The 20,605-nt window shown below is 47.9% G+C and carries 12 protein-coding genes, 1 tRNA gene and 1 pseudogene; 12 read left to right on the plus strand and 2 right to left on the minus strand.

From position 1 onward, the window contains the following. From QZ135_RS21275 to QZ135_RS21330, 12 genes and pseudogenes are all read left to right on the plus strand, one after another. A pseudogene (locus tag QZ135_RS21275) lies at positions 1-180 on the plus strand (rhamnulokinase); the annotation flags it as partial. A 64-nt stretch (positions 181-244) separates the two neighbouring features. Next, positions 245-1,498 carry an L-rhamnose isomerase gene (locus QZ135_RS21280; protein WP_294614235.1) on the plus strand — a complete coding sequence of 418 codons (1,254 nt, stop codon included), beginning with the start codon at positions 245-247 and terminating at the stop codon, positions 1,496-1,498. A 98-nt stretch (positions 1,499-1,596) separates the two neighbouring features. After that, entirely contained in the window at positions 1,597-2,628 is a 1,032-nt protein-coding gene (gene rhaT / locus QZ135_RS21285) for an L-rhamnose/proton symporter RhaT (RefSeq protein ID WP_294614238.1), read from the plus strand. 95 nt (positions 2,629-2,723) lie between these two features. Further along, entirely contained in the window at positions 2,724-3,533 is an 810-nt protein-coding gene (rhaD, locus tag QZ135_RS21290) for a rhamnulose-1-phosphate aldolase (RefSeq protein WP_294614242.1), read from the plus strand. Between the two features lie 52 nt (positions 3,534-3,585). Beyond that, a complete protein-coding gene (locus tag QZ135_RS21295; protein WP_294614245.1) occupies positions 3,586-4,887 on the plus strand; it encodes a glycoside hydrolase family 88 protein in 1,302 nt (433 codons plus the stop codon). Positions 4,888-5,015: 128 nt separating this feature from the next. Further along, positions 5,016-5,942, plus strand: a complete 927-nt coding sequence (locus QZ135_RS21300; protein WP_294614248.1) for an AraC family transcriptional regulator — start codon at positions 5,016-5,018, stop codon at positions 5,940-5,942. A 257-nt stretch (positions 5,943-6,199) separates the two neighbouring features. Beyond that, on the plus strand, positions 6,200-8,497 hold the full coding sequence (locus QZ135_RS21305; protein ID WP_294614269.1) for a TonB-dependent receptor: 2,298 nt from the start codon (positions 6,200-6,202) through the stop codon (positions 8,495-8,497). Between the two features lie 57 nt (positions 8,498-8,554). After that, positions 8,555-9,949, plus strand: a complete 1,395-nt coding sequence (locus tag QZ135_RS21310; protein ID WP_294614251.1) for a DUF4374 domain-containing protein — start codon at positions 8,555-8,557, stop codon at positions 9,947-9,949. Then, positions 9,946-11,115 (plus strand): PepSY-associated TM helix domain-containing protein, encoded by a 1,170-nt coding sequence (locus QZ135_RS21315; RefSeq protein WP_294614254.1) that lies wholly within the window; start codon positions 9,946-9,948, stop codon positions 11,113-11,115. The genes QZ135_RS21310 and QZ135_RS21315 overlap by 4 nt, the downstream gene beginning before the upstream one ends. Before the next feature lie 456 nt (positions 11,116-11,571). Further along, the gene (locus QZ135_RS21320) at positions 11,572-14,499 is read left to right on the plus strand and encodes a glycoside hydrolase family 2 TIM barrel-domain containing protein (RefSeq protein WP_294614257.1); all 2,928 of its coding nucleotides are present in this window, start codon (positions 11,572-11,574) and stop codon (positions 14,497-14,499) included. 109 nt (positions 14,500-14,608) lie between these two features. Next, on the plus strand, positions 14,609-16,756 hold the full coding sequence (locus tag QZ135_RS21325) for a hypothetical protein (protein ID WP_294614260.1): 2,148 nt from the start codon (positions 14,609-14,611) through the stop codon (positions 16,754-16,756). 22 nt (positions 16,757-16,778) lie between these two features. Then, positions 16,779-19,973, plus strand: a complete 3,195-nt coding sequence (locus QZ135_RS21330) for a DUF4450 domain-containing protein (RefSeq protein WP_294614263.1) — start codon at positions 16,779-16,781, stop codon at positions 19,971-19,973. Here the strand turns inward: QZ135_RS21330 and QZ135_RS21335 are convergent. Then, positions 19,957-20,442 (minus strand): DUF456 domain-containing protein, encoded by a 486-nt coding sequence (locus QZ135_RS21335; protein WP_294614266.1) that lies wholly within the window; start codon positions 20,440-20,442, stop codon positions 19,957-19,959. The genes QZ135_RS21330 and QZ135_RS21335 overlap by 17 nt on opposite strands. A gap of 90 nt (positions 20,443-20,532) precedes the next feature. Continuing rightward, positions 20,533-20,605: transfer RNA gene (locus QZ135_RS21340), tRNA-Pro, on the minus strand.

Consider the following 20,605-nt stretch of genomic DNA (forward strand, 5'->3'; position numbering starts at 1 on the left):
GGACCGTCGGAAGCGACAGCCATCGGCAATGTAATGATACAAGCCCTGACGGCCGGCGCGGCAAATGACGTCGCCTCCATGCGTCAGCTCATTAATCGTTCTATACCGTTGAAAACCTTCACACCCGCAGATGTGGAAGTATGGAATGAGGCCTATCAGCAATTCTTGCAGTTGGCATAACCCCCTTCTCGCCTTGTAATTAATAATTTATGTTTAATAATTTATATTTAAATTTAGTACCATCATGAAAGAAGAATTAATTCAGAAAGCCTATGAAGTGGCAAAAGAACGCTACGCAGCTATTGGCGTGGATGTAGAAAAAGCAATGGATGCTTTGCAAAAGATTTCCCTCTCCTTGCACTGCTGGCAGGCAGATGATGTAGCCGGATTTGAAGCACAAGGTGCTCTGACCGGAGGCATTCAGGCTACGGGAAATTATCCCGGCAAAGCTCGCAATATGGAAGAATTGAGACAAGATGTGCTGAAAGCAGCCAGCTATATTCCTGGAACCCATCGCCTGAATTTGCATGAAATCTACGGTGATTTCGGTGGTAAGTTCGTTGACCGCGACCAGGTGGAACCGGCTCATTTTGAAAGCTGGATGCAGTGGGCAGCCGAGAACAATATGAAGCTGGACTTCAACTCTACTTCTTTCTCTCATCCGAAAAGTGGCAATCTTTCTCTTTCAAACCCGGATAAAGGTATCCGTGATTTTTGGGTAGAACATACAAAACGTTGCCGTGCCATTGCCGAAGAGATGGGACGTCGCCAGGGTGATCCTTGTATTATGAACTTGTGGGTGCATGACGGTAGCAAGGATATTACCGTGAACCGTATGTTGTATCGCGATTTATTGAAGGATTCTCTCGATCGTATCTTCGAAGTGGAATATAAGAATATGAAAGATTGCGTTGAATCTAAAGTATTCGGTATCGGTCTGGAAAGCTACACAGTAGGTTCTAATGATTTCTATATCGGCTATGGCGTAAGCCGTAACAAGATTGTTACGTTGGATACCGGTCACTTCCATCCGACGGAAAGTGTTGCCGATAAGTTGTCCTCACTGTTGTTGTTCATCCCTGAAATCATGTTGCACGTGAGCCGTCCGGTACGTTGGGATTCTGACCACGTAACGATTATGAACGATGAGACAATGGATCTCTGCAAGGAAATTGTACGTTGCAATGCTCTTGATCGTGTACATATCGGTCTGGACTATTTCGATGCTTCTATTAATCGTATCGGTGCTTATGTGATTGGTAGCCGTGCCACTCAGAAGTGTGTGCTGCAAGCTCTGTTGGAGCCGCTGGATACATTGCGCAAATATGAAGCAAACGACCAGTTGTTCGAACGTCTTGCCCTGCTTGAAGAAGGTAAATCTCTGCCTTGGAATGCTGTTTGGGATATGTTCTGCTTGAAGAACGGTGTACCTGTAGGTGAAGAATTTATCGCTGAGATACAGAAGTACGAAGCGGATGTTACTTCAAAGCGTAACTAAGTGATTAACGGTTAGTGATAAGTGTTTAGCGGGAAAACAGTATCTTTGTGCAGTTTCTTATGCTAAGCACTCATCATTAATCACTAAACGTTATTATCATGAATACACTGATAGGATTGTTGATTATAGCTATCGGAAGCTTTGGACAGAGTAGTTCGTATGTGCCTATCAACAAAGTGAAAAACTGGTCGTGGGAAAGTTTCTGGCTGGTGCAAGGTATATTTGCCTGGTTGGTATTTCCGTTATTGGGTGCAATGCTTGCTATTCCGGCGGGAAGCTCCTTACTGGAACTCTGGGGGGCAGGTGGAGCTTTGCCAGCCATGGTCTATGGTGTTCTGTGGGGTGTGGGTGGATTGACGTTCGGATTGAGCATGCGCTATTTGGGTGTAGCACTCGGACAGAGTATTGCTCTCGGCACATGTGCAGGTTTCGGAACGCTCTTCCCGGCTTTGTTTGCCGGAAAAGACTTACTGCATGGCGAGGGGCTGATGTTGCTCATCGGAGTGTGTATCACGCTGGCGGGTATTGCCATTATCGGATATGCCGGTAGTCTTCGCTCCAAGAATATGACGGAAGAGGAAAAACGCGCGGCTGTTAAGGACTTTGCGCTGACGAAAGGTTTACTTGTGGCTCTGCTGGCAGGTGTGATGAGCGCTTGTTTTGCTCTCGGACTGGATGCCGGAACACCGATTAAGCAGGCTGCGCTTGATGGTGGGGTAGAGGCCTTGTATGCCGGACTGCCTGTAATCTTCCTGGTGACTCTTGGTGGCTTTTGCACGAATGCTGCTTACTGTATCTGGCAGAATGTCAAGAATAAGACAGGTAATGAATATCTTTCTGTGAAAGGTTCGGTTCTGACGAATAATCTTTTGTTCTGTGCTTTGGCTGGTGTACTGTGGTATTCGCAGTTCTTCGGACTCGAGATGGGCAAGAGCTTTCTTTCGGATAATCCTGTGCTGCTTGCTTTTTCCTGGAGCATCCTGATGTCGCTGAATGTTACGTTCAGTAATGTCTGGGGGATTCTGCTGAAAGAGTGGAAAGGGGTCAGCAACACTACAGTCGCAGTACTTGTACTCGGTCTGTTAGTGCTGATATCTTCTATTATTGTGGTAGCTATGGCACAGGCGTAAATAGTATATATAGCTACGAGCTACAAGCTACAAGTGCCTTTCGGTGTGATAGCGCAGTAACTCGTAGCTTGTAACTCGTAACTTAATTTATTATAATGAAATCAATTCTCGAAAATCGCCCGGCATTGGCTTATGCAGTCAGTCAAGTGGCAGAAGTGGCCGGATATCTCTGGCAAAAAGGGTGGGCTGAACGTAATGGCGGTAACATCACCCTGAATATTACTGAGTTTGTGGACGATGAAATAAAGGCATTGCCTGCCATCAGCGAAGTAAAACAAATAGGCACTACTCTTCCTTTTTTAAAAGGTTGTTACTTCTATTGCAAAGGCACTAATAAACGTATGCGCGATTTGGCCCGTTGGCCGATGGAGCATGGCTCTGTCATCCGTATTCAGGACGATTGTGCCAGCTATGTTATCATTGCTGACCATCCGGTGATGCCTACTTCAGAGTTGCCTGCCCACCTCAGTGTGCACAATCGCCTGATAGAAAAGGGTTCTCCTTACAAAGCTTCTTTGCATACTCATCCTATCGAACTGATTGCCATGACCCATTGCAAGAAATTCCTGGAGAAAGATGTAGCTACTAATTTGCTTTGGAGTATGATTCCTGAAACGAAGGCATTCTGTCCGCGTGGTTTAGGTATCATTCCTTACGAACTGCCAAGTTCCGTGAAACTGGCGGAAGCTACCATTGAGCAACTTGAAGACTATGATGTGGCAATGTGGGAAAAACACGGAGTTTTTGCCGTGGATGTAGATATTATGTCGGCTTTCGATCAAGTAGATGTACTGAATAAATCCGCTCTGATTTATATTGCTGCCAAAAATATGGGCTTCGAACCTGATGGTATGAGCCTGGAGCAAATGCAGGAAATGACTCGTGCGTTCAATCTGCCTAAATGATAACTAAGTAGATAGCAGTAGATACTGTTATCTACTTGCTACTTAAAACTATATGATGAAACGAATATTCTCTTCTCTTGTTCTTCTGTTAGCAGTGTCAGCCCTTTTCGCCCAAACTAAGATGACAGCAAGAGAAGCCGCTCTAAAGATTGCAGACCGCATTCTTACCAGCACCACGTATGAGTTTAAGAATACAAAGACGGGAGAAACCTATCAATCTGTCAGGAAATTACCTCTTGATATGAATGTGAAGGTTGCTTGTAAGTATAATAACTGGCACTATACGAACGGGGTGACGAACATGGCCCTCATGGAGCTGGGGGATAAACTCAGTGACAAGCAATATGAAAAATATGTTCTGAAGAACATGAATTTTGTGTTTAACGAGGGCAATCTCGAATTCTTCCGCAAGCAGTATGACGAAGCCTTCAAACAAGACGGCTGGAATGCTGTCCGTAAATTGAGTTGGCACATGATTTTCCGTGGCAAACGCCTGGATGATAACGGTCCGATGGGAGCCAGCCTGATTGAGTTGCAGATGAAGTATCCCAATGATGCTTTTCTGGGTTACATCAATGAAACTGCCGAGCATCTGAACTATGGCGAGCCTCGTCTGGTGGATGGTACGATTGCCCGTATATGGCCGCATGTCAATACCATCTGGGCCGATGACGCTTTTATGGCTATTTCTTTCCTGGCGCGTATGGGTAAGATGACCGGTGATGGGAAGTATTTCGATGATGCAGTGAATCAGGTATTGAATTATACCCGCTACCTCTGGTGTCCTGAAAAACAGATTTATTATCACTGTTATCATACCGATAATAAAGAACATGGAGTGGCTCATTGGAGCCGTGCCAACGGTTGGGTATTCATGGCACAAGCCGATTTGCTCAGTATGATGCCGGAGAATCATCCGATGCGCGAAGCGGTTATTGAGAACTTTCGCCGGCAGGCCAGTGGGGTAGCCCGTTATCAGGGTAAAAACGGACTTTGGCATCAACTGCTTGATAAAGAAGATTCTTATGAAGAAATCACAGGTACGGCAATGTTTGTGTTCGGCATTGCCCGTGGCGTGAAGGAAGGGTGGTTGCATCCCGACTTTATTTATGTGGCTGAGCAAGGCTTGAAGGGTATGATGACAAAGATTTCCGATGATGGTGACGTCACTTCTATTTGTGTGGGAACCGGAATCATGCCTTCCGTGGTATATTATTATAATCGTCCTACTCAAGAGAATGATCCTATGGGGGAAGGTCCTGTACTCCGTGCACTTGTCGAGATGATGGATGCTCCCAAGTATACTGAAATCAAGGCAGAACAACAATATGATAAGATTGTCGTAAAGAAATAGTACTCCATTTCTTTATTCGTATTTATTAGTCCGCTTCGGGAAATTTCATAATTAACCTGTAGCGGACATTCTTTATTCATAAATTATTCTTATTTTTGCCCTAATCTTATCATGCAAAACACGTATTTATGACTAAGAATTATAATGATTTAGGGGTTGAATTCAAATATTTGATAGTAAACGACATGGACCAGAAGTTTGGTCTGTGGGTAAATACTGTAGGTTTTCAGGCTATTCAGCCAAATTCTCCTTATCCCTTGAAAGACCATCCTTCCGGTTATTTCTTCAATGCTCAGAAAGGGCGTGTTTTGCGTGAGTATCAATTGGTTTATATCACTAAAGGGCGTGGATTATTCACTTCCGAGACAACTCCTGAGAAGCAGGTCTGCAAAGGGCGGCTTATGGTGCTTTTTCCGGGCCAATGGCACACGTATCATCCTTACCAGCAGACGGGATGGAACGAATACTATATCGGATTCGAAGGTCCGGTCATTGACGATATGCTGAAAGGAGGCTTCCTTTCTAAAGATAATCAGGTATTGGAAGTGGGGTTGAATGAAGAACTGGTCACACTCTTTTCGCGTGCTTTGGAGATTGCCGAGGCGGATAAGATTTCTTCCCAGCAATATCTTGCCGGTATTGTTCTGCACATGATGGGGATGATTCTTTCTATTTCTAAGAATAAGATATTTGAAGTAGGGGATGTGGACCAGAAGATAGAACAGGCTAAAATTATAATGAATGAGAATGTGTTCAAGGATATTGACCCGGAAGAACTTGCGATGAAACTGAACATCAGTTATTCTTGGTTCCGCAAGGTGTTTAAGGATTATACAGGATATGCCCCCGCTAAATACTTTCAGGAACTGAAGTTGCGTAAAGCCAAACAATTGCTGATAGGCACTTCACAATCAGTCAAAGAAATATCTTTTATGCTCGATTATAAGTCTACCGAGCACTTCTTCTCTCTTTTTAAGAAGCGTACGGGGTTTACTCCATTGGAGTATCGGTCTTTCGGGCGCGAAACCAATGTGGAAGAAGAGGAATTGCTGTAAATTTATCAGAAGCTTTTGATCGTTATCATGCAATATACCTATAAATAGCGATTGCGGCGTATTGCACTATCGAATACTCTCATTCATATTTTACCTGCATATAGCGATTGTTTTGTTTCCCATTTATAGAGACCTTTGCAGCGATTTATTAACTGCATAAAATTCTTTGTAAATTGAAAGCAAATATAAAAAAACTCTCCTTTCTTCTTGTCTTGTTATTTTCTTCATTAGCAGTGTATTCACAAGGTGGTAGGGCAATGATTTCCGGTAAGATATTATCTACCGAGAAAGAAATTGTTGATTTCGCAACCGTCTATCTCAAAGGTACCAGTTACGGAGGTACCACTAACCGGGAAGGTATCTATCATATAAAGGCTCCGGCAGGTAACTATACATTGGTAGTGTCCGCCGTTGGCTATAAAACGGTGGAGAAGCAAGTGAAGCTGGTGGCAGAAGACAGAGTGAGACAGAACCTTACGATTACCCCGGAAACACAGCAACTGGATGAAGTAACCATCGTATCAACAGGGGTGACCCGCCTGAAACGTTCCGCCTTCAATGCAGTGGCGGTAGATACTAAAGAATTGCAGAACACTACGAAGAATCTGAGCGATGCCTTGACCAAGGCTCCGGGTATGAAGCTCCGTGAATCGGGTGGTGTAGGTTCCGATATGCAGCTCATGCTGGACGGATTCAGCGGAAAACATGTGAAAGTGTTTATTGACGGTATCCCGCAGGAAGGCGTAGGGAGTTCGTTCGGACTGAACAATATCCCTGTGAACTTTGCCGACCGTATTGAGATATATAAAGGTGTAGTACCTGTTGGATTCGGCACGGATGCCATCGGTGGTGTCATCAATATCGTTACTAATAAAAAGCGCCGGCGATGGTTCCTGGATGCATCCTATTCTTATGGTTCGTTCAATACGCATAAGTCTTATGTCAACTTCGGACAAACCTTCAAGAATGGTTTTACGTATGAAATCAATGCTTTCCAGAACTATTCGGATAATGACTATTACGTAGACGCTCCGGTGGAAGACTTCGAAACGGGAAGAATCGATAAGGATAAAAAAGTACGCGTGAAACGTTTTAATGATACCTACCATAACGAAGCTGTCATCGGCAAACTGGGTGTAGTGGATAAATCATGGGCAGACCGTCTGATGTTCGGTTTCACCTATTCGAATATGTACAAGGATATACAGACGGGTGTGCGGCAGGAAATAGTGTACGGACAGAAGCACCGCAAGGGACATTCGCTGATGCCATCAATGGAATATTATAAGCGTGACCTGTTTGCCAAAGGTCTGGATGTGGCGCTGACTGCCAACTATAATAAGAATGAGACCACTAATGTGGATACCGCATCCTATAAATATAACTGGTATGGAGACAAAGCCCGACTGAACTCACCCGGCGAACAGTCGTACCAGCATTCGCGGGCGGATAATGACAACTGGAACGGCACACTAACCGTCAATTATCGCATTGATAAATTGCAGATGCTGACCTTCAACCATGTGCTGAATGCTTTCACCCGTTCTAACACTTCGTTGCTCGCCAAGGAAGCGCAGTCGGAAGCCATTGATAAAGAAACCCGCAAAAATATTTCCGGTTTGTCCTATCGCCTGATGCCGTCCGAAGATTGGAACTTCTCCGTCTTTGGCAAATACTATCATCAGTTTGTGGCAGGGCCGATTGCCACCAACACCAATCAGACTGACTATGTGCGTACTACCCGTAACGCCAGCTCGTTCGGCTATGGCGCGGCAGGTACCTATTTCATATTACCCGGTCTGCAGGTGAAACTTTCTTATGAGAAGGCTTACCGCCTGCCCACTATCGAAGAGATGTTCGGTGATGAAGACTTGGAAAAAGGAGACATAGGCATCAAACCCGAAAACAGTGATAACGTAAACCTTAATCTCAGCTATAACAAAGTCTTCGGGAAACATTCCGTATACGTGGAAGGCGGTCTGATATACCGCAATACGAAAGATTATATTCAGCGTAACATTGCCGACCTGAGTGGAGGAAAATCAGCAGCCACTTACATCAACTATGGCAAAGTGCTGACCAAGGGGTATAATATCTCCGCCCGCTATGGTTTCGGGAGATGGCTGAGTATTGGTGGAAACTTTACGAAGATGAATGTGCGTGATAATATGAAGACCTCCATCTCCAGTAGTGCGGCAAACCTTGCGTATAAAGAGCGTATGCCGAACCTGCCCTATATGTTTGCCGACTCGGATGTGACATTCTACTGGCGCAACCTCTGGAAGAAAGGCAATACACTGACGGTATCTTATGACAACCAGTACCTGCACAGTTTCACCTATTATTCTTCTATTATCGGTTCGAATAAGGGAGATTATATGGTGCCCAGTCAATTTTCGCACAATCTGGCTCTTTCTTACAGCCTTCAGGGTGGGCGTTACAATCTGTCGTTTGAGTGCCGCAATCTCACGGACGAGAAACTGTATGACAACTTCAGCCTTCAGCGGGCCGGACGGGCATTCTATGGCAAGGTGCGTGTATACTTTGGAAATTAGAGATAATTGATTAGATAAATAGTATAAATTTAGTTTAATATGAAAGGTAAAAACAACATGAAGAAGAATTATTTACTGACCGGGCTCTTTGCCACTGTGCTAACCGGATTAGCATTGACAGCGTGTACGGATGAAGAGCCAAGCCTCGGTGGCGGCACTGTAGAAAAGGGTGAATATGTTATCGCATCCTCTGTCACGGCTTCGGGAAATACCACCAACGTTTTGGTTTCTTCCAAGACGTTGGATAATGGAACGGTTTCTACCATCAACAATGGTTTGGTGAACGATGGTGCAACGCAGTGGGTGTTCTATAAGAACCAATATCTGTATGGCCTGACCTATAATCAAGGGAATGCCGGAACCACCCGCTCGTTCTATATGAATGCTAACTATGATGTAGTGGCGCGTTCGGGCGAATACGCCGTGAAACGCTTCACTACTTATGGCATCTTTGATAAATACATCATCACAGCTTCTACCGGTGACGGCTATACCGGATATGCTGACGAGAACGGTTATCTGCCGAAAACATTCTTGTTCTCTTATCTGGATGTACCGGCCGAAACATATACGACCAATGATACTCAGGAAAAAGCATACTTGTCCGAGAACTTTCTGGGCAATGGTGAGTTTGTGACGCTGGCAGGTATCCTGGAGCACAACAGCAAAATTTACAGTGCTGCCGTTCCGATGGGATTGAGCCAATATGGCTCTAAAGCCGATAACGGTAAATGGATATTGCCGGGCAATGAAGATCTGGTCAAGACTGAAGACGGCGGTTCTAACAGTAGTAGCTACAAGAAAGGTGAGTTGCAATGGACTCAGTATCCTAATGAATGCTGGGTGGCTATCTTTGACAACGAGAAGTTCACAACAAAGACACTTATCAAGACAGATAAAATCAGTTATGCCTGCGGACGTAATAAGTCTCAATACTACCAGACTATCTGGGCGGCAGATAATGGCGATATCTATGTGTTCTCTCCAAGTTATGCCAAAACGATGGATGACCCGCGCCAGCAGACCACTTTGCCGGCAGGCGTAGTGCGCATCCCCGGCGGAACACAGAATTTTGATGATTACTATTGCGACCTGGAAGCACAGTCGGGTGGAAAATCTTTTCTCCGTTGCTGGCACATCACAGGCGACTACTTCCTGATGCTCATGTACGACCGTCCTTTGACTGAGGAAGGCTTCGTTGCCAATCAACTGGCCATCTTCAAAGCAGGTAGCCAGAAGCTGACTTACGTAACAGGTCTGCCTTCTGCCGAGTTGATTTCCGGTTTCGGCAATGCACCTTATGCCGAGAATGGTTCTGTTTACATGACTGTGACAACTACCGATGGTAATCCTGCCATCTACAAGATTGAACCGGCAAGTGCGGTTGCTACCAAGGGAGTTACTATTGAAGCAACTCAGGTTAGTGGCGTAGGCAGATTGAGTCCTCGATGAGAAAGATATTCCGTAACATACATTTGTGGCTTTCCATCCCTTTCGGAGTGCTCATCACGCTAATCTGTTTTTCGGGTGCCGCGTTGGTCTTCGAGAAGGAAGTAATGGAGTTATGTCATCGCGACCTCTACTTTGTGAAGAAGGTTGAAGCCGTACCTCTGCCCATGGAGCAGTTGATGACCCGGGTGGCTGCCATCTTGCCGGATAGCATATCGGTGACGGGCGTCAACGTATCATCTGAACCTGAAAGAGCCTATCAAGTCACGCTCTCCAAACCCCGCCGTGCGTCTATGTATATAGACCAGTACACGGGCGAGGTTACGGGGAAGTATGAGCGTGCACCGTTCTTTAACGTCATGTTCAGGATGCACCGTTGGATGCTGGATTCGATGAAGCCGGATGGAGGAATCTTCTGGGGCAAGATTATTGTGGGAACCAGTACGCTGATGTTTGTGTTTGTGCTGATATCGGGCATTGTCATCTGGTGGCCGCGTACACGTAAGGCGCTGAAGAACAGCCTGAAGATAGTAGCAAACAAAGGCTGGCGCCGTTTCTGGTACGACCTGCATGTGGCTGGCGGAATGTATACGCTCGTTTTCCTTCTGGCAATGTCGCTTACGGGACTGACCTGGTCTTTCCAATGGTATAGGACAGGGTTCTATAAAGTGTTCGGAGTAGAAGTTGTGCCTGGCATGGGGCACGGCAATGCCGCCACCAACTCCACTGCCCGGAGCGGAAAGCCGGAAGGCAAACTTCGACATTCTCCTTACGCAAACTGGGAACGTGTGTACGAGCAGTTGGCCCAGGCAAACCCCGACTACCGGCAAATCAGCATATCCAACGGCTCCGCCAGTGTTGCCACAGATCGTTTCGGCAATCAGCGTGCCACGGACCGCTATAAGTTCAATCCTCGCAACGGTGAGATAACCGAAACTATCCTATACAGTGATTTGGAGAACTCCGGCAAGATTCGTGGCTGGATTTATTCCGTACACGTGGGTAGCTGGGGCGGCATGCTGACGCGTATATTGACCTTCATTGCAGCTCTGATAGGCGCAAGTCTGCCTCTGACCGGCTATTATCTGTGGATACGCAAGAAGGTGAAACGGAGGCGCGCAACGGGGGTGAGTACATCGCGTCTTGGTACTGAGCGCGTTGCATCGTAGGACTGAGCATACCACACTCCGGGACTGAATACCAAAAACACCCGGATGTTTTGCCCTAAAACATGGGGATGTTTTACCCTATAACACCCGGATGTTTTACCCCAAAACATCCGGGTGTTTTCAAATATAATATGGGGATGTTCTAACCTCTCAGTCCGGGACTGAAAAGTGCTGAGTCCTATACTCGAATCTGCTAAGTCTGTAGGAGAGGCTTGTTCATAACCGTACAGAAAGGAATCAGTTACGAGCTACAGGCTACAAGCTACAAGTGCCTTTCGGAACATAGCGCAGCTACTTGTAGCTTGTAGCCTGTAGCTCGTCAACTGATTCAAATCCACTACAATTATGTTCCAATACGCTTCCAGTCATTTTGTACAGGCAGAAAATCATTCTGTTCATTTATTGTTTGCCAGGGAATGTCTTTCTTTGTAAACTCGAATAATAAAGGTGAATACTATGAGTAGAAAGCACTTCTTTGGAACCATTCTTATTTTGCTTGCAGCCTTGGGCGTGCAGGCACAGCAAACAGAACGTCAATATCTTTCCGGCACTGGACTGGGCAACACGGTGACGTGGCAGTTTCGCGTCTCCGAAGGACGGGGTAGCGGACGTTGGAGTAAAATAGAAGTTCCCTCGCAATGGGAACTGCAAGGCTTCGGCGAATATACCTACGGTCGTTGGTATAAGAAGCCGGGTGTGAAGAATCCCAGTATGGAAGAAGGAACCTACAAGCGCTCCTTCCGTGTTCCGCGCGACTGGCAGGGGCAGAATGTGCGCCTGTGGTTTGATGGCGTAATGACGGATACGGAAGTGTTTGTCAATGGGAAATCGGCCGGTGAAGTACATCGTGGCGGATTCTACCGTTTCTCCTATGATATCACGGACTTGCTGAAATATGGAAGTTCCAATCAGATAGAAGTGCACGTTAAGAAGCACTCCGACAACAGCTCGGTGAACGCTGCCGAACGCAAAGCGGACTGGTGGCTGTTCGGCGGCATTTATCGTCCGGTGTGGCTGGAGGCTAAACCTGCCGTACACATTGAGCGTCTGGCGGTGGCGGCATCGGAAGATGGAACCGTCAAGGCGGAAGTGTACCTGCAAGGTGCTACGGGCGAAGAAAGCCTGATTGCAGAACTCACCCCCATCACCATGGATGCCCCCTCCTTCTCACGCGTAGGAGATGCTACTCCCGTGCGGGTAGCGAAGGATGCGTCAATGCAAACCCTGACTGCCAGTTGGAACGGTATTCGTCCCTGGACACCGGAGACTCCCAATCTTTATAACCTTACCGTTTCCCTGATGGATAAAGAAGGAACCCAAACCATTCATTCCATGACCACCCGTATCGGTTTCCGTACCATCGACTTCCGTCCCCGCGACGGACTCTATCTGAACGGTACCAAGCTTGTCATGAAAGGCATCAACCGCCACACCTTCCATCCTGACGGTGGACGAACCACAAATAAGGAACTCAGCATACAGGACGTGAAGCTCATCAAAGAAATGAATATGAATGCCGTCCGTTCCCATTATCCCCCCGATACACACTTTCTGGATGCCTGCGACTCTCTGGGGCTGCTCTACATTGACGAACTGGCAGGCTGGCAGAATGCTTACGATACTCCGACAGGGACAAAGCTTGTCCGCGAAATGCTGACCCGCGACGTCAATCATCCGTGCATCGTGCTCTGGAGCAATGGCAACGAAGGCGGATGGAACGTCGAACTCGATAGCCTTTTCCGTACTTACGACCCGCAACGTCGCCATGTTATTCATCCCTGGGCCGATTTCGATGAATTGGACACTCACCATTATCCTGCTTATCTGACCGGTGTAGGACGTTTCACGAACGGCTACAAAGTCTTCATGCCTGCCGAGTTCATGCATGGTCAGTACGACCAGGGACATGGTGCCGGACTCGAAGATTTCTGGGCACGCTATACGGCGCATCCTCTCTTTGCCGGTGGCTTTATGTGGGCGTATAGCGATGAGGCTGTGCGTCGTTCCGACCGTAACGGAGAACTGGATAGTGAAGACTATAATGCGCCGGATGGTATTCTCGGCCCCTTCCGGGAAAAGGAAGGCAGCTACTATTCTGTCCGTGAGGTATGGTCGCCGATATATGTGGAACCGTTGATGATTACCCCGTCCTTCCGGGGAGAATTCCGGGTGTCGAACAGATATTTATTCACGAACCTGAAAAACTGCTCGATGCGCTGGCGGGTGCTCCGTTGTGCTTCGCCGCTGCATGGAGCAGATGAAGGAGAGGTCATCCCCGTAGCCGACGGAGGAGCACAAGCGTGGCGCCAGGTGATAGATAGCGGAATGGTGCAATTACCGGCATTGTCTCCCGGAGAAACAGGATTTGCACACATGGCATCTTCCGCGCTCTTTGAAGGGGATATTCTGGAACTTGAAGCCTATGGTGCGAATGGTAAAAGCATCTGCACCCGTACTTTCCCGATACATTATGCTAAAGATTATCTGCAACGTGAAAAAGCTGCGCTATTGGGGGAAGTGAATAATGATTCGCCTCTGCAAGCGTCCGGTTCTTCCGTGTCGGAAAATGATACATTAATCACCCTGCATTCTCCTGCTGTTACCGTTTCTTTCCGTAAGAGTGATGCGACTATCTCATCCATCACGAGGAATGCCGACGGACGGCTTATTCCTTTGAAAGATGGTCCTGTTGCCGTAGGTATGAAGATGGTACTGAACACACTTTCAGCCCGTACCGAAGGAGGCGCTGCTATTCTTTGTGCCCGCTATCGTGGTGCCGCCGACTCCATTGTCTGGCGTCTCACTCCTGACGGTCTTCTTTCTATGGATGCCGTGCTCCTGAACCGTGCTTCCGGCGGCGGTGGCTTTGATGATGCCTTCACCGATACGGAAGTCCTGAACCTCGGCTTCACCTTCTCCTATCCCGAAGCGGAATGTTCCGGTATGCGTTGGATGGGGCGTGGTCCTTACCGTGTCTGGAAGAACCGTATCCCTGGTGCAAACTATGGTATCTGGCAAAAAGACTATAACAACACCATCACCGGAGAAAGTAAGGATCGCCTGGTTTATCCTGAGTTCAAGGGGCATCATGCCAATCTTTACTGGGCAACCCTGCAAAGTCCTACAGCCCCGTTCACCGTTTATGCGGCGAGCGACGGAATATTCATGAGAGTCTTCACGCCTGAAGAACCGCATGGACGCCAGGACGGCATTAATACCATGCCCGACTTTCCTGCCGGAGATATCTCCTTCTTGCTCGATATTCCCGGTATCCGTTGCTTCAAGCCTATCAGCCAGCACGGGCCACAGAGCCAGCCGGGAATTATCCGTATCAAGAAGGGAGATGAGGGGCTGCGCCTCAACCTAATGTTTGATTTCAGATAATCCGTCAATTACTATAATCTATGAAATGCTTGTTGTTGGGATTGATTTATATAGGAAAGGAATCAGTTACCGAAATTTATAAATCTAACAATCTGTTATCAAGAATACCATGAAGAAAATATTTTATTCTCTTTTCGCTGCTTTGCTGCTGATGGCTTGTGGCTCGGAGCAACAAACCCCGATAGACCGTGAAGCACTGGTAGCCCGTAATAATCCTCAAGTATCTGAGTTTGATTCGCTGGCTTCGCTCAGCGTCGGCAACGGTGAGTTTGCATTCACGGTAGATGCTACCGGTTTGCAGACATTCCCGACTATGTATAGTAAAGGTGTACCTCTGGGCACACAAAGCCAATGGGGGTGGCATAGTTTTGCCAATCCCAAGAATTATAAACACGAAGAGACTCTGAAAGCCTTTGATTTTGGCCGTGGACACGAGGAACTCTATGCCTGCCAGTTCAAGGAACCGGGGCGCCAGAAAGAGGCTTCCGAGTGGTTTCGTATGAATCCGCATCGCTTGCATCTGGGCACTATCGGCCTGGAACTGGGCGAAGAGGTGAAAGCTTCCGATATTACAGACATCCGGCAAACACTGAACATGTGGAAGGGTGAAATCACCAGCCACTTTACATTGAATGGCAATGCCTACGACGTGCAAACCGTCTGCCATCCCAATAAAGATATGATTTCCGCTTGCGTCACCAGCCGTGCACATGGTGGTGTAAATCTGCGTTTCTCTTATCCCACAGGTGTACATGCGGATGATGCCTGTAACTGGGATGCTAATGATAAACATTCCACGACCATTGTTTGTCAAGGCAACCAAAGCGCTGTGCTGAAACGCGTGCTCGATGAAACCATTTATTACGTGACTCTCTGTTGGGAAGGCAAAGCCAGTCTGGCTGAAAAGTCGAAGAACTACTTCGTACTGACTCCCGAAGAAGACCGGCTGGCATTCTCCTGCCTTTTTACCCCCAACTTCTCGGGAACCATATTTGAGAGCGAACCTCCTGTATATGCTGCTGAAGTGCTGCCCGCTTTCACTGAAACCTCTGTCGCCAGTGCTGCCTACTGGACAGATTTCTGGAAGAATGGCGCCGTCGTCGATTTCTCCCATTGCACCGATCCGCGTGCCAAGGAATTGGAACGACGTGTGTTGTTGAGTCAATATCTGCTTGCTATCCAGTCGGCAGGAAGCGTGCCTCCACAGGAAACCGGTCTGACGTATAACTCCTGGTTTGGTAAGTTTCACCTCGAAATGATCTGGTGGCATCAGTCCTGGCAGGCATTGTGGGGACATGAGAATCTGCTGGACCGCACCTTGGGCTGGTATGAAACCGTTGAACCTGTGGCTCGTGAAATCGCCCGCCGTCAAGGTTTCCCCGGTGTGCGCTGGATGAAGATGACTGACCCCAGCGGTACGGAAGCCCCCTCTAATGTAGGCTCTTTCCTTATCTGGCAACAACCGCACTTCATCTATCTGGCAGAACTTGTTTACCGTACCAATCCTTCGGATGAGGTTATCAGGAAGTACAATCACCTGGTGCAGGAAACTGCCGAGTTTATGTATGCCTTTGCCACTTATGATGAATTCCACGGTCGCTTCATTCTGAAAGGTGCCATCCCGGCACAGGAAACGTTGCGTGCTGCTACTACCATCAATTCGCCTTTCGAGCTTTCTTATTGGCACTATGCCATGCAGACAGCGCAACAATGGCGTGAGCGTGCCGGAGAGAAGCGTAATCTGGAATGGGATGAGCTGATAGATAAACTGTCTCCGCTTGCTTACAATGACGATCATCTCTATCTGGCTTCCGAAGATGCTGTGGATACTTATAAAGATATTCGTTTCACCAGCGATCACATGGCTGTGCTGGGTTCTGTGGGTATCTTGCCGATGAATAAACTTATCCGTGACGATTATATGAAGAATACCCTGCACTGGGTATGGGACAACTGGAACTGGGGCAAAACCTGGGGCTGGGATTATCCGATGACTGCCATGAATGCCACCCGTCTGGGCGAACCGGAAAAAGCGGTCGGTGCCTTGCTGATGGATAAGCGTACAAATACTTACCTGCTGAACGGACATAATTATCAGGACAGTCGCCTGCGTTGTTATCTGCCGGGTAATGGTGGTTTGCTGACTGCCGTAGCACTGATGTGTGCCGGATGGGATGGTTGCCAGGTGAAGAATCCGGGCTTCCCGAAGGACGGGACGTGGGATGTTCGTTGGGAAGGATTGAAGCCAATGCCGTAAAAAAAGATGAGCACTAATCACTATGAGACGTTCTTTTTTGTATATTCTGTTTTCCTTGCTGCCCGTTCTTACCTGTGCGCAGTACACCACTGGCAACAAACCCCAAGGTGGAGGAGACCGCATTGAGTCTACCTCCTTCAATGACCATAAGCGCGGTTCTGCCCGCACGCTCCAATATCATCCCGATGGCGAAGACTTTGTCCGTGTTAATGGTGAGAATCGCTATACCCGCGCCCTTTATGGCAGCCACACCGCCTTTCGCCTGGAAACGAGCGACCGTCCTGTTTTTGCTGTTTATGATAAGCGCGACAGTAAGAATATCAGCTTCCGTCTTCAACTGCCAGATGGTTCGGTTACTCTGTTGGAAGAAACAGCTTGGTGTGAGTCCCGTTATACTCCCGGCCGGCGTTCCTATCGCTTGACACATCCTACATGGGGAGCAAATGCGGAATTACAAATCTCCGCCTTGGCTTTGTCCGATGAAGATGCCGCTATCTGGAAGATTACTCCTGTCAATATGCCCGAAGGTGCTGTGTTGCGCTCTTTGCTATGCGAGATTCGCCTTCCTAAATTAAGCCGTAACGGTGATATGGGAGCCGATCCTCCGGGCTGCTTCGATGCCCCCGAGCATCCTGAACATTTGCAGACAGTAGATGTCCCACTCAGTTCCACTCTATCCCGGCATGCTGATTCTGGACTTTCCGGGCAAGGGAACTCTTACTATATCCTTGTTCGTGATTATTCTTTAGTAATTCCTTCGCAGGAGGAAGGCGCTGTCCTTTATGATAAGTCTGAACGCGCCCGTGCCGAACTCGCTTCGCGCATCCGGATAACCACTCCCGATCCGTTTTTTAATACCCTTGGCGGTGCGCTTTCCGTAGCAGCCGATGGCATTTGGGATGGTGAAGTCTGGCTGCATGGTGCCATTGGCTGGCGTATGCCTCTCAGTGGTTGGCGTGCTGCTTATACCGGTGATGTTCTTGGCTGGCACGACCGCGCCCGTACGCACTTCGATGCTTACGCTGCCAGTCAGGTGACTGATGTGCCGAACACGCTCCCGCATCCCGCCCAGGACTCTGCGCTTGCCTTGGCCCGTTCCGTAAAAAAGTGGGGAACACCGCAATATAGCAATGGCTACATTTGTCGCAATCCCCGTCGCAACGATCAGATGCATCATTATGATATGAACCTTTGTTATATCGACGAACTGCTGTGGCACTTTAACTGGACCGGTGACCTGGATTATGCCCGCCGCATGTGGCCTGTTCTCACGCGCCACCTTGCATGGGAAAAGCTCAATTATGACCCTGATAATGATGGCCTTTATGATGCTTATGCCTGCATCTGGGCGAGTGATGCCCTTTATTATAACAGTGGTGCTGTCACTCACTCCTCAGCTTATAATTATCGTGCCAACCGTCTTGCGGCCATGATTGCTGAAAAGATTGGAGAAGATGCCACGCCTTATAGCGCAGAGGCTGATAAAATACTGAATGCCCTGAACGCCCGCCTCTGGATGCCTGAACGGGGACATTGGGCTGAGTTCCAGGATTTCATGGGACATAAGCGCCTGCACACCAGTCCGGGTGTCTGGACTATCTATCATGCTCTTGATAGCGATATTGCCGATCCCTTCCAGGCCTATCTTGCCACCAGCTATGTGGATCGAGAGATTCCCCACATCCCTGTCTGTGGTGAGGGGTTGAAAGATGAGGGCTATGCCACCATTTCCACTACCAACTGGCTGCCTTATTCCTGGAGTATTAATAATGTAGCTTTTGCCGAAGTGATGCACACCGCTCTTGCCTATTTCCAGGCAGGTCGTGCTGATGCCGGCTTTAAGTTGCTGAAAAGTTCTATTCTGGATGGCATGTATCTGGGCGAAAGTCCCGGAAACTTTGGGCAAATCAGTTTCTATGATGCTGCCCGTGGCGAGTGCTATCGTGACTTCGGCGACCCTATTGGCGTAGCTTCCCGCGTATTGATACAAGGACTTTACGGCATTCTTCCCGATGCCATGAACGGGCGTTTGCTGGTGAAGCCCGGTCTGCCGTCTGACTGGACATTCGCATCCTTGCACACGCCGGATATTGATTTTGATTATCGAAATGACGAACGTTCTTCATTCCTCATTGTTCATCGCCTGCCTGCCGTACACACGCTGGAACTCCGGTTTCCTGCACAGCGCTCGAAAGTGGCAAAACTGACAGTCAACGGAACTCCCACTACCTGGAAGTTGGTGGAGAACTCAATCAGCCGTCCGATGCTCTCTGTTGTAGTACCTGCTTCTTCCGGCGAAAAGATGGAAATAAAGATTGAATGGGGCGGGGAAGAACTCAATACCCCTACGGCCTCCCAGATAGAAAATATATCTGCCGAAGCTCCTGTCGGCTTCGTCCCGATGCAACAGGATGAAATGAAATGGTGGTGTCCTGTGGATAAATCAAAACATAAAGAGAACCATAGCCTTGCACAGTTTGCTACCTTCACTAATGTCAACTCCGCTACATGTGAAATGGTCGTGATGGATGCGCAATTTAATTCCTCGGTAACAGATATTTTCCGTAATGAGTATCTTTCGCCTCGTTCTCCCTATACTACTTTGCAATTGCCGAAGCAAGGCATAGGAGAGTGGTGCCATCCTCTGCATACGGTGGATATCGATGACTCCGGTCTGCGTTCTGCTGTTCGGGACGGTGTACTGGATACTAAACCGGGAGTTCCCTTCCGCACACCAGCCGAAGGCCGGAACATAGCTTTCACTTCTTTGTGGGATAATTATCCCGATAGTTTGGCTGTTCCTCTTAAAGGAAAAGCCTCCCGTGCTTATTTGCTTATGGCGGGTAGCACCAACCATATGCAGTGTCACATCGACAATGGACTTATCCGTGTGTATTACAAAGACGGCACCTGTGATGCCATGCCTTTGCGCAATCCGGATAATTGGCCTCCCATTGAACATATCTTCTTTGAAGATGGTTTAGCGTTCAACCGCCATGCTCCGGCTCTCTATCGCCTGCGTCTCAAGACCGGTGAAGTCAGCAATAACTTTGGTGAAGAACTGGGCTTTCCCGGTGCTTCCCGTGAGTTGGATGGCGGTGCTGCCGTATTGCTCGAAATGCCTCTGAATCCAGATAAGAAGCTCTCGCATCTTGTTCTTGAAACTCTTTCCAACGATGTGGTAATCGGCTTGATGAGTATTACGCTACAACGATAGCCTTCACAAAGCACCATATAAAATATCCGCAAATCACGACTTTGAATACCGTTCCTATCAGGAACCCCATTAGTGCACCGATGCCCGATTTCAGGGCATCCTTTGCACTTCTGTCTCCCAGCAGTTCTCCGATGAAGGCACCCCCGAACGGACCAATGATAATGCCCCACGGACTGAAGAAGACAATTCCGACGATTGATCCTATCAGACAGCCCCAACTGCCCCATTTAGTCCCTCCGCTGTATTTGCTTCCTATGATGGGAGTGAAGTAGTCCAGTACTTGCACAACTACCACCAAAAGCAGCCAGAACAGCAATTGTGATGTCGAAAACTGTACTTTATCCGTAATGTGAAGCAGCAATAAGCCTGCGTATGAAACAGGAGGTCCGGGAATCATTGGGATGATGCATCCCAGCAGTCCTATGATGAGGCATATTCCTCCCAATGTGATAAGTATGATGTCAATCATGCTATAGTGAAATTAAGTAAATGTTGTTCATTGAAAGCTGATATAACGAAAAAAGGTCTAACTCCTTTTGAGAATCAGACCCTTTGTGTGTCGGAATGAGGCGACTCGAACGCCCGACCCCTACGTCCCGAACGTAGTGCGCTACCAACTGCGCTACATTCCG

The organism is uncultured Bacteroides sp., from assembly GCF_905207245.1.
In the GTDB taxonomy this organism is placed as follows: Bacteria; Bacteroidota; Bacteroidia; order Bacteroidales; family Bacteroidaceae; genus Bacteroides.

What these genes read in the sequence shown, in the direction of transcription:
- QZ135_RS21320 (WP_294614257.1), top strand. Translation starts at nt 11,572, where the DNA reads ATGAGTAGAAAGCACTTCTTTGGAACCATTCTTATTTTGCTTGCAGCC.
- rhaT (WP_294614238.1), top strand. Translation starts at nt 1,597, where the DNA reads ATGAATACACTGATAGGATTGTTGATTATAGCTATCGGAAGCTTTGGA.
- QZ135_RS21295 (WP_294614245.1), top strand. Translation starts at nt 3,586, where the DNA reads ATGATGAAACGAATATTCTCTTCTCTTGTTCTTCTGTTAGCAGTGTCA.
- QZ135_RS21315 (WP_294614254.1), top strand. Translation starts at nt 9,946, where the DNA reads ATGAGAAAGATATTCCGTAACATACATTTGTGGCTTTCCATCCCTTTC.
- QZ135_RS21310 (WP_294614251.1), top strand. Translation starts at nt 8,555, where the DNA reads ATGAAGAAGAATTATTTACTGACCGGGCTCTTTGCCACTGTGCTAACC.
- rhaD (WP_294614242.1), top strand. Translation starts at nt 2,724, where the DNA reads ATGAAATCAATTCTCGAAAATCGCCCGGCATTGGCTTATGCAGTCAGT.
- QZ135_RS21335 (WP_294614266.1), bottom strand. Translation starts at nt 20,442, where the DNA reads ATGATTGACATCATACTTATCACATTGGGAGGAATATGCCTCATCATA.
- QZ135_RS21280 (WP_294614235.1), top strand. Translation starts at nt 245, where the DNA reads ATGAAAGAAGAATTAATTCAGAAAGCCTATGAAGTGGCAAAAGAACGC.
- QZ135_RS21330 (WP_294614263.1), top strand. Translation starts at nt 16,779, where the DNA reads ATGAGACGTTCTTTTTTGTATATTCTGTTTTCCTTGCTGCCCGTTCTT.
- QZ135_RS21325 (WP_294614260.1), top strand. Translation starts at nt 14,609, where the DNA reads ATGAAGAAAATATTTTATTCTCTTTTCGCTGCTTTGCTGCTGATGGCT.
- QZ135_RS21300 (WP_294614248.1), top strand. Translation starts at nt 5,016, where the DNA reads ATGACTAAGAATTATAATGATTTAGGGGTTGAATTCAAATATTTGATA.
- QZ135_RS21305 (WP_294614269.1), top strand. Translation starts at nt 6,200, where the DNA reads ATGATTTCCGGTAAGATATTATCTACCGAGAAAGAAATTGTTGATTTC.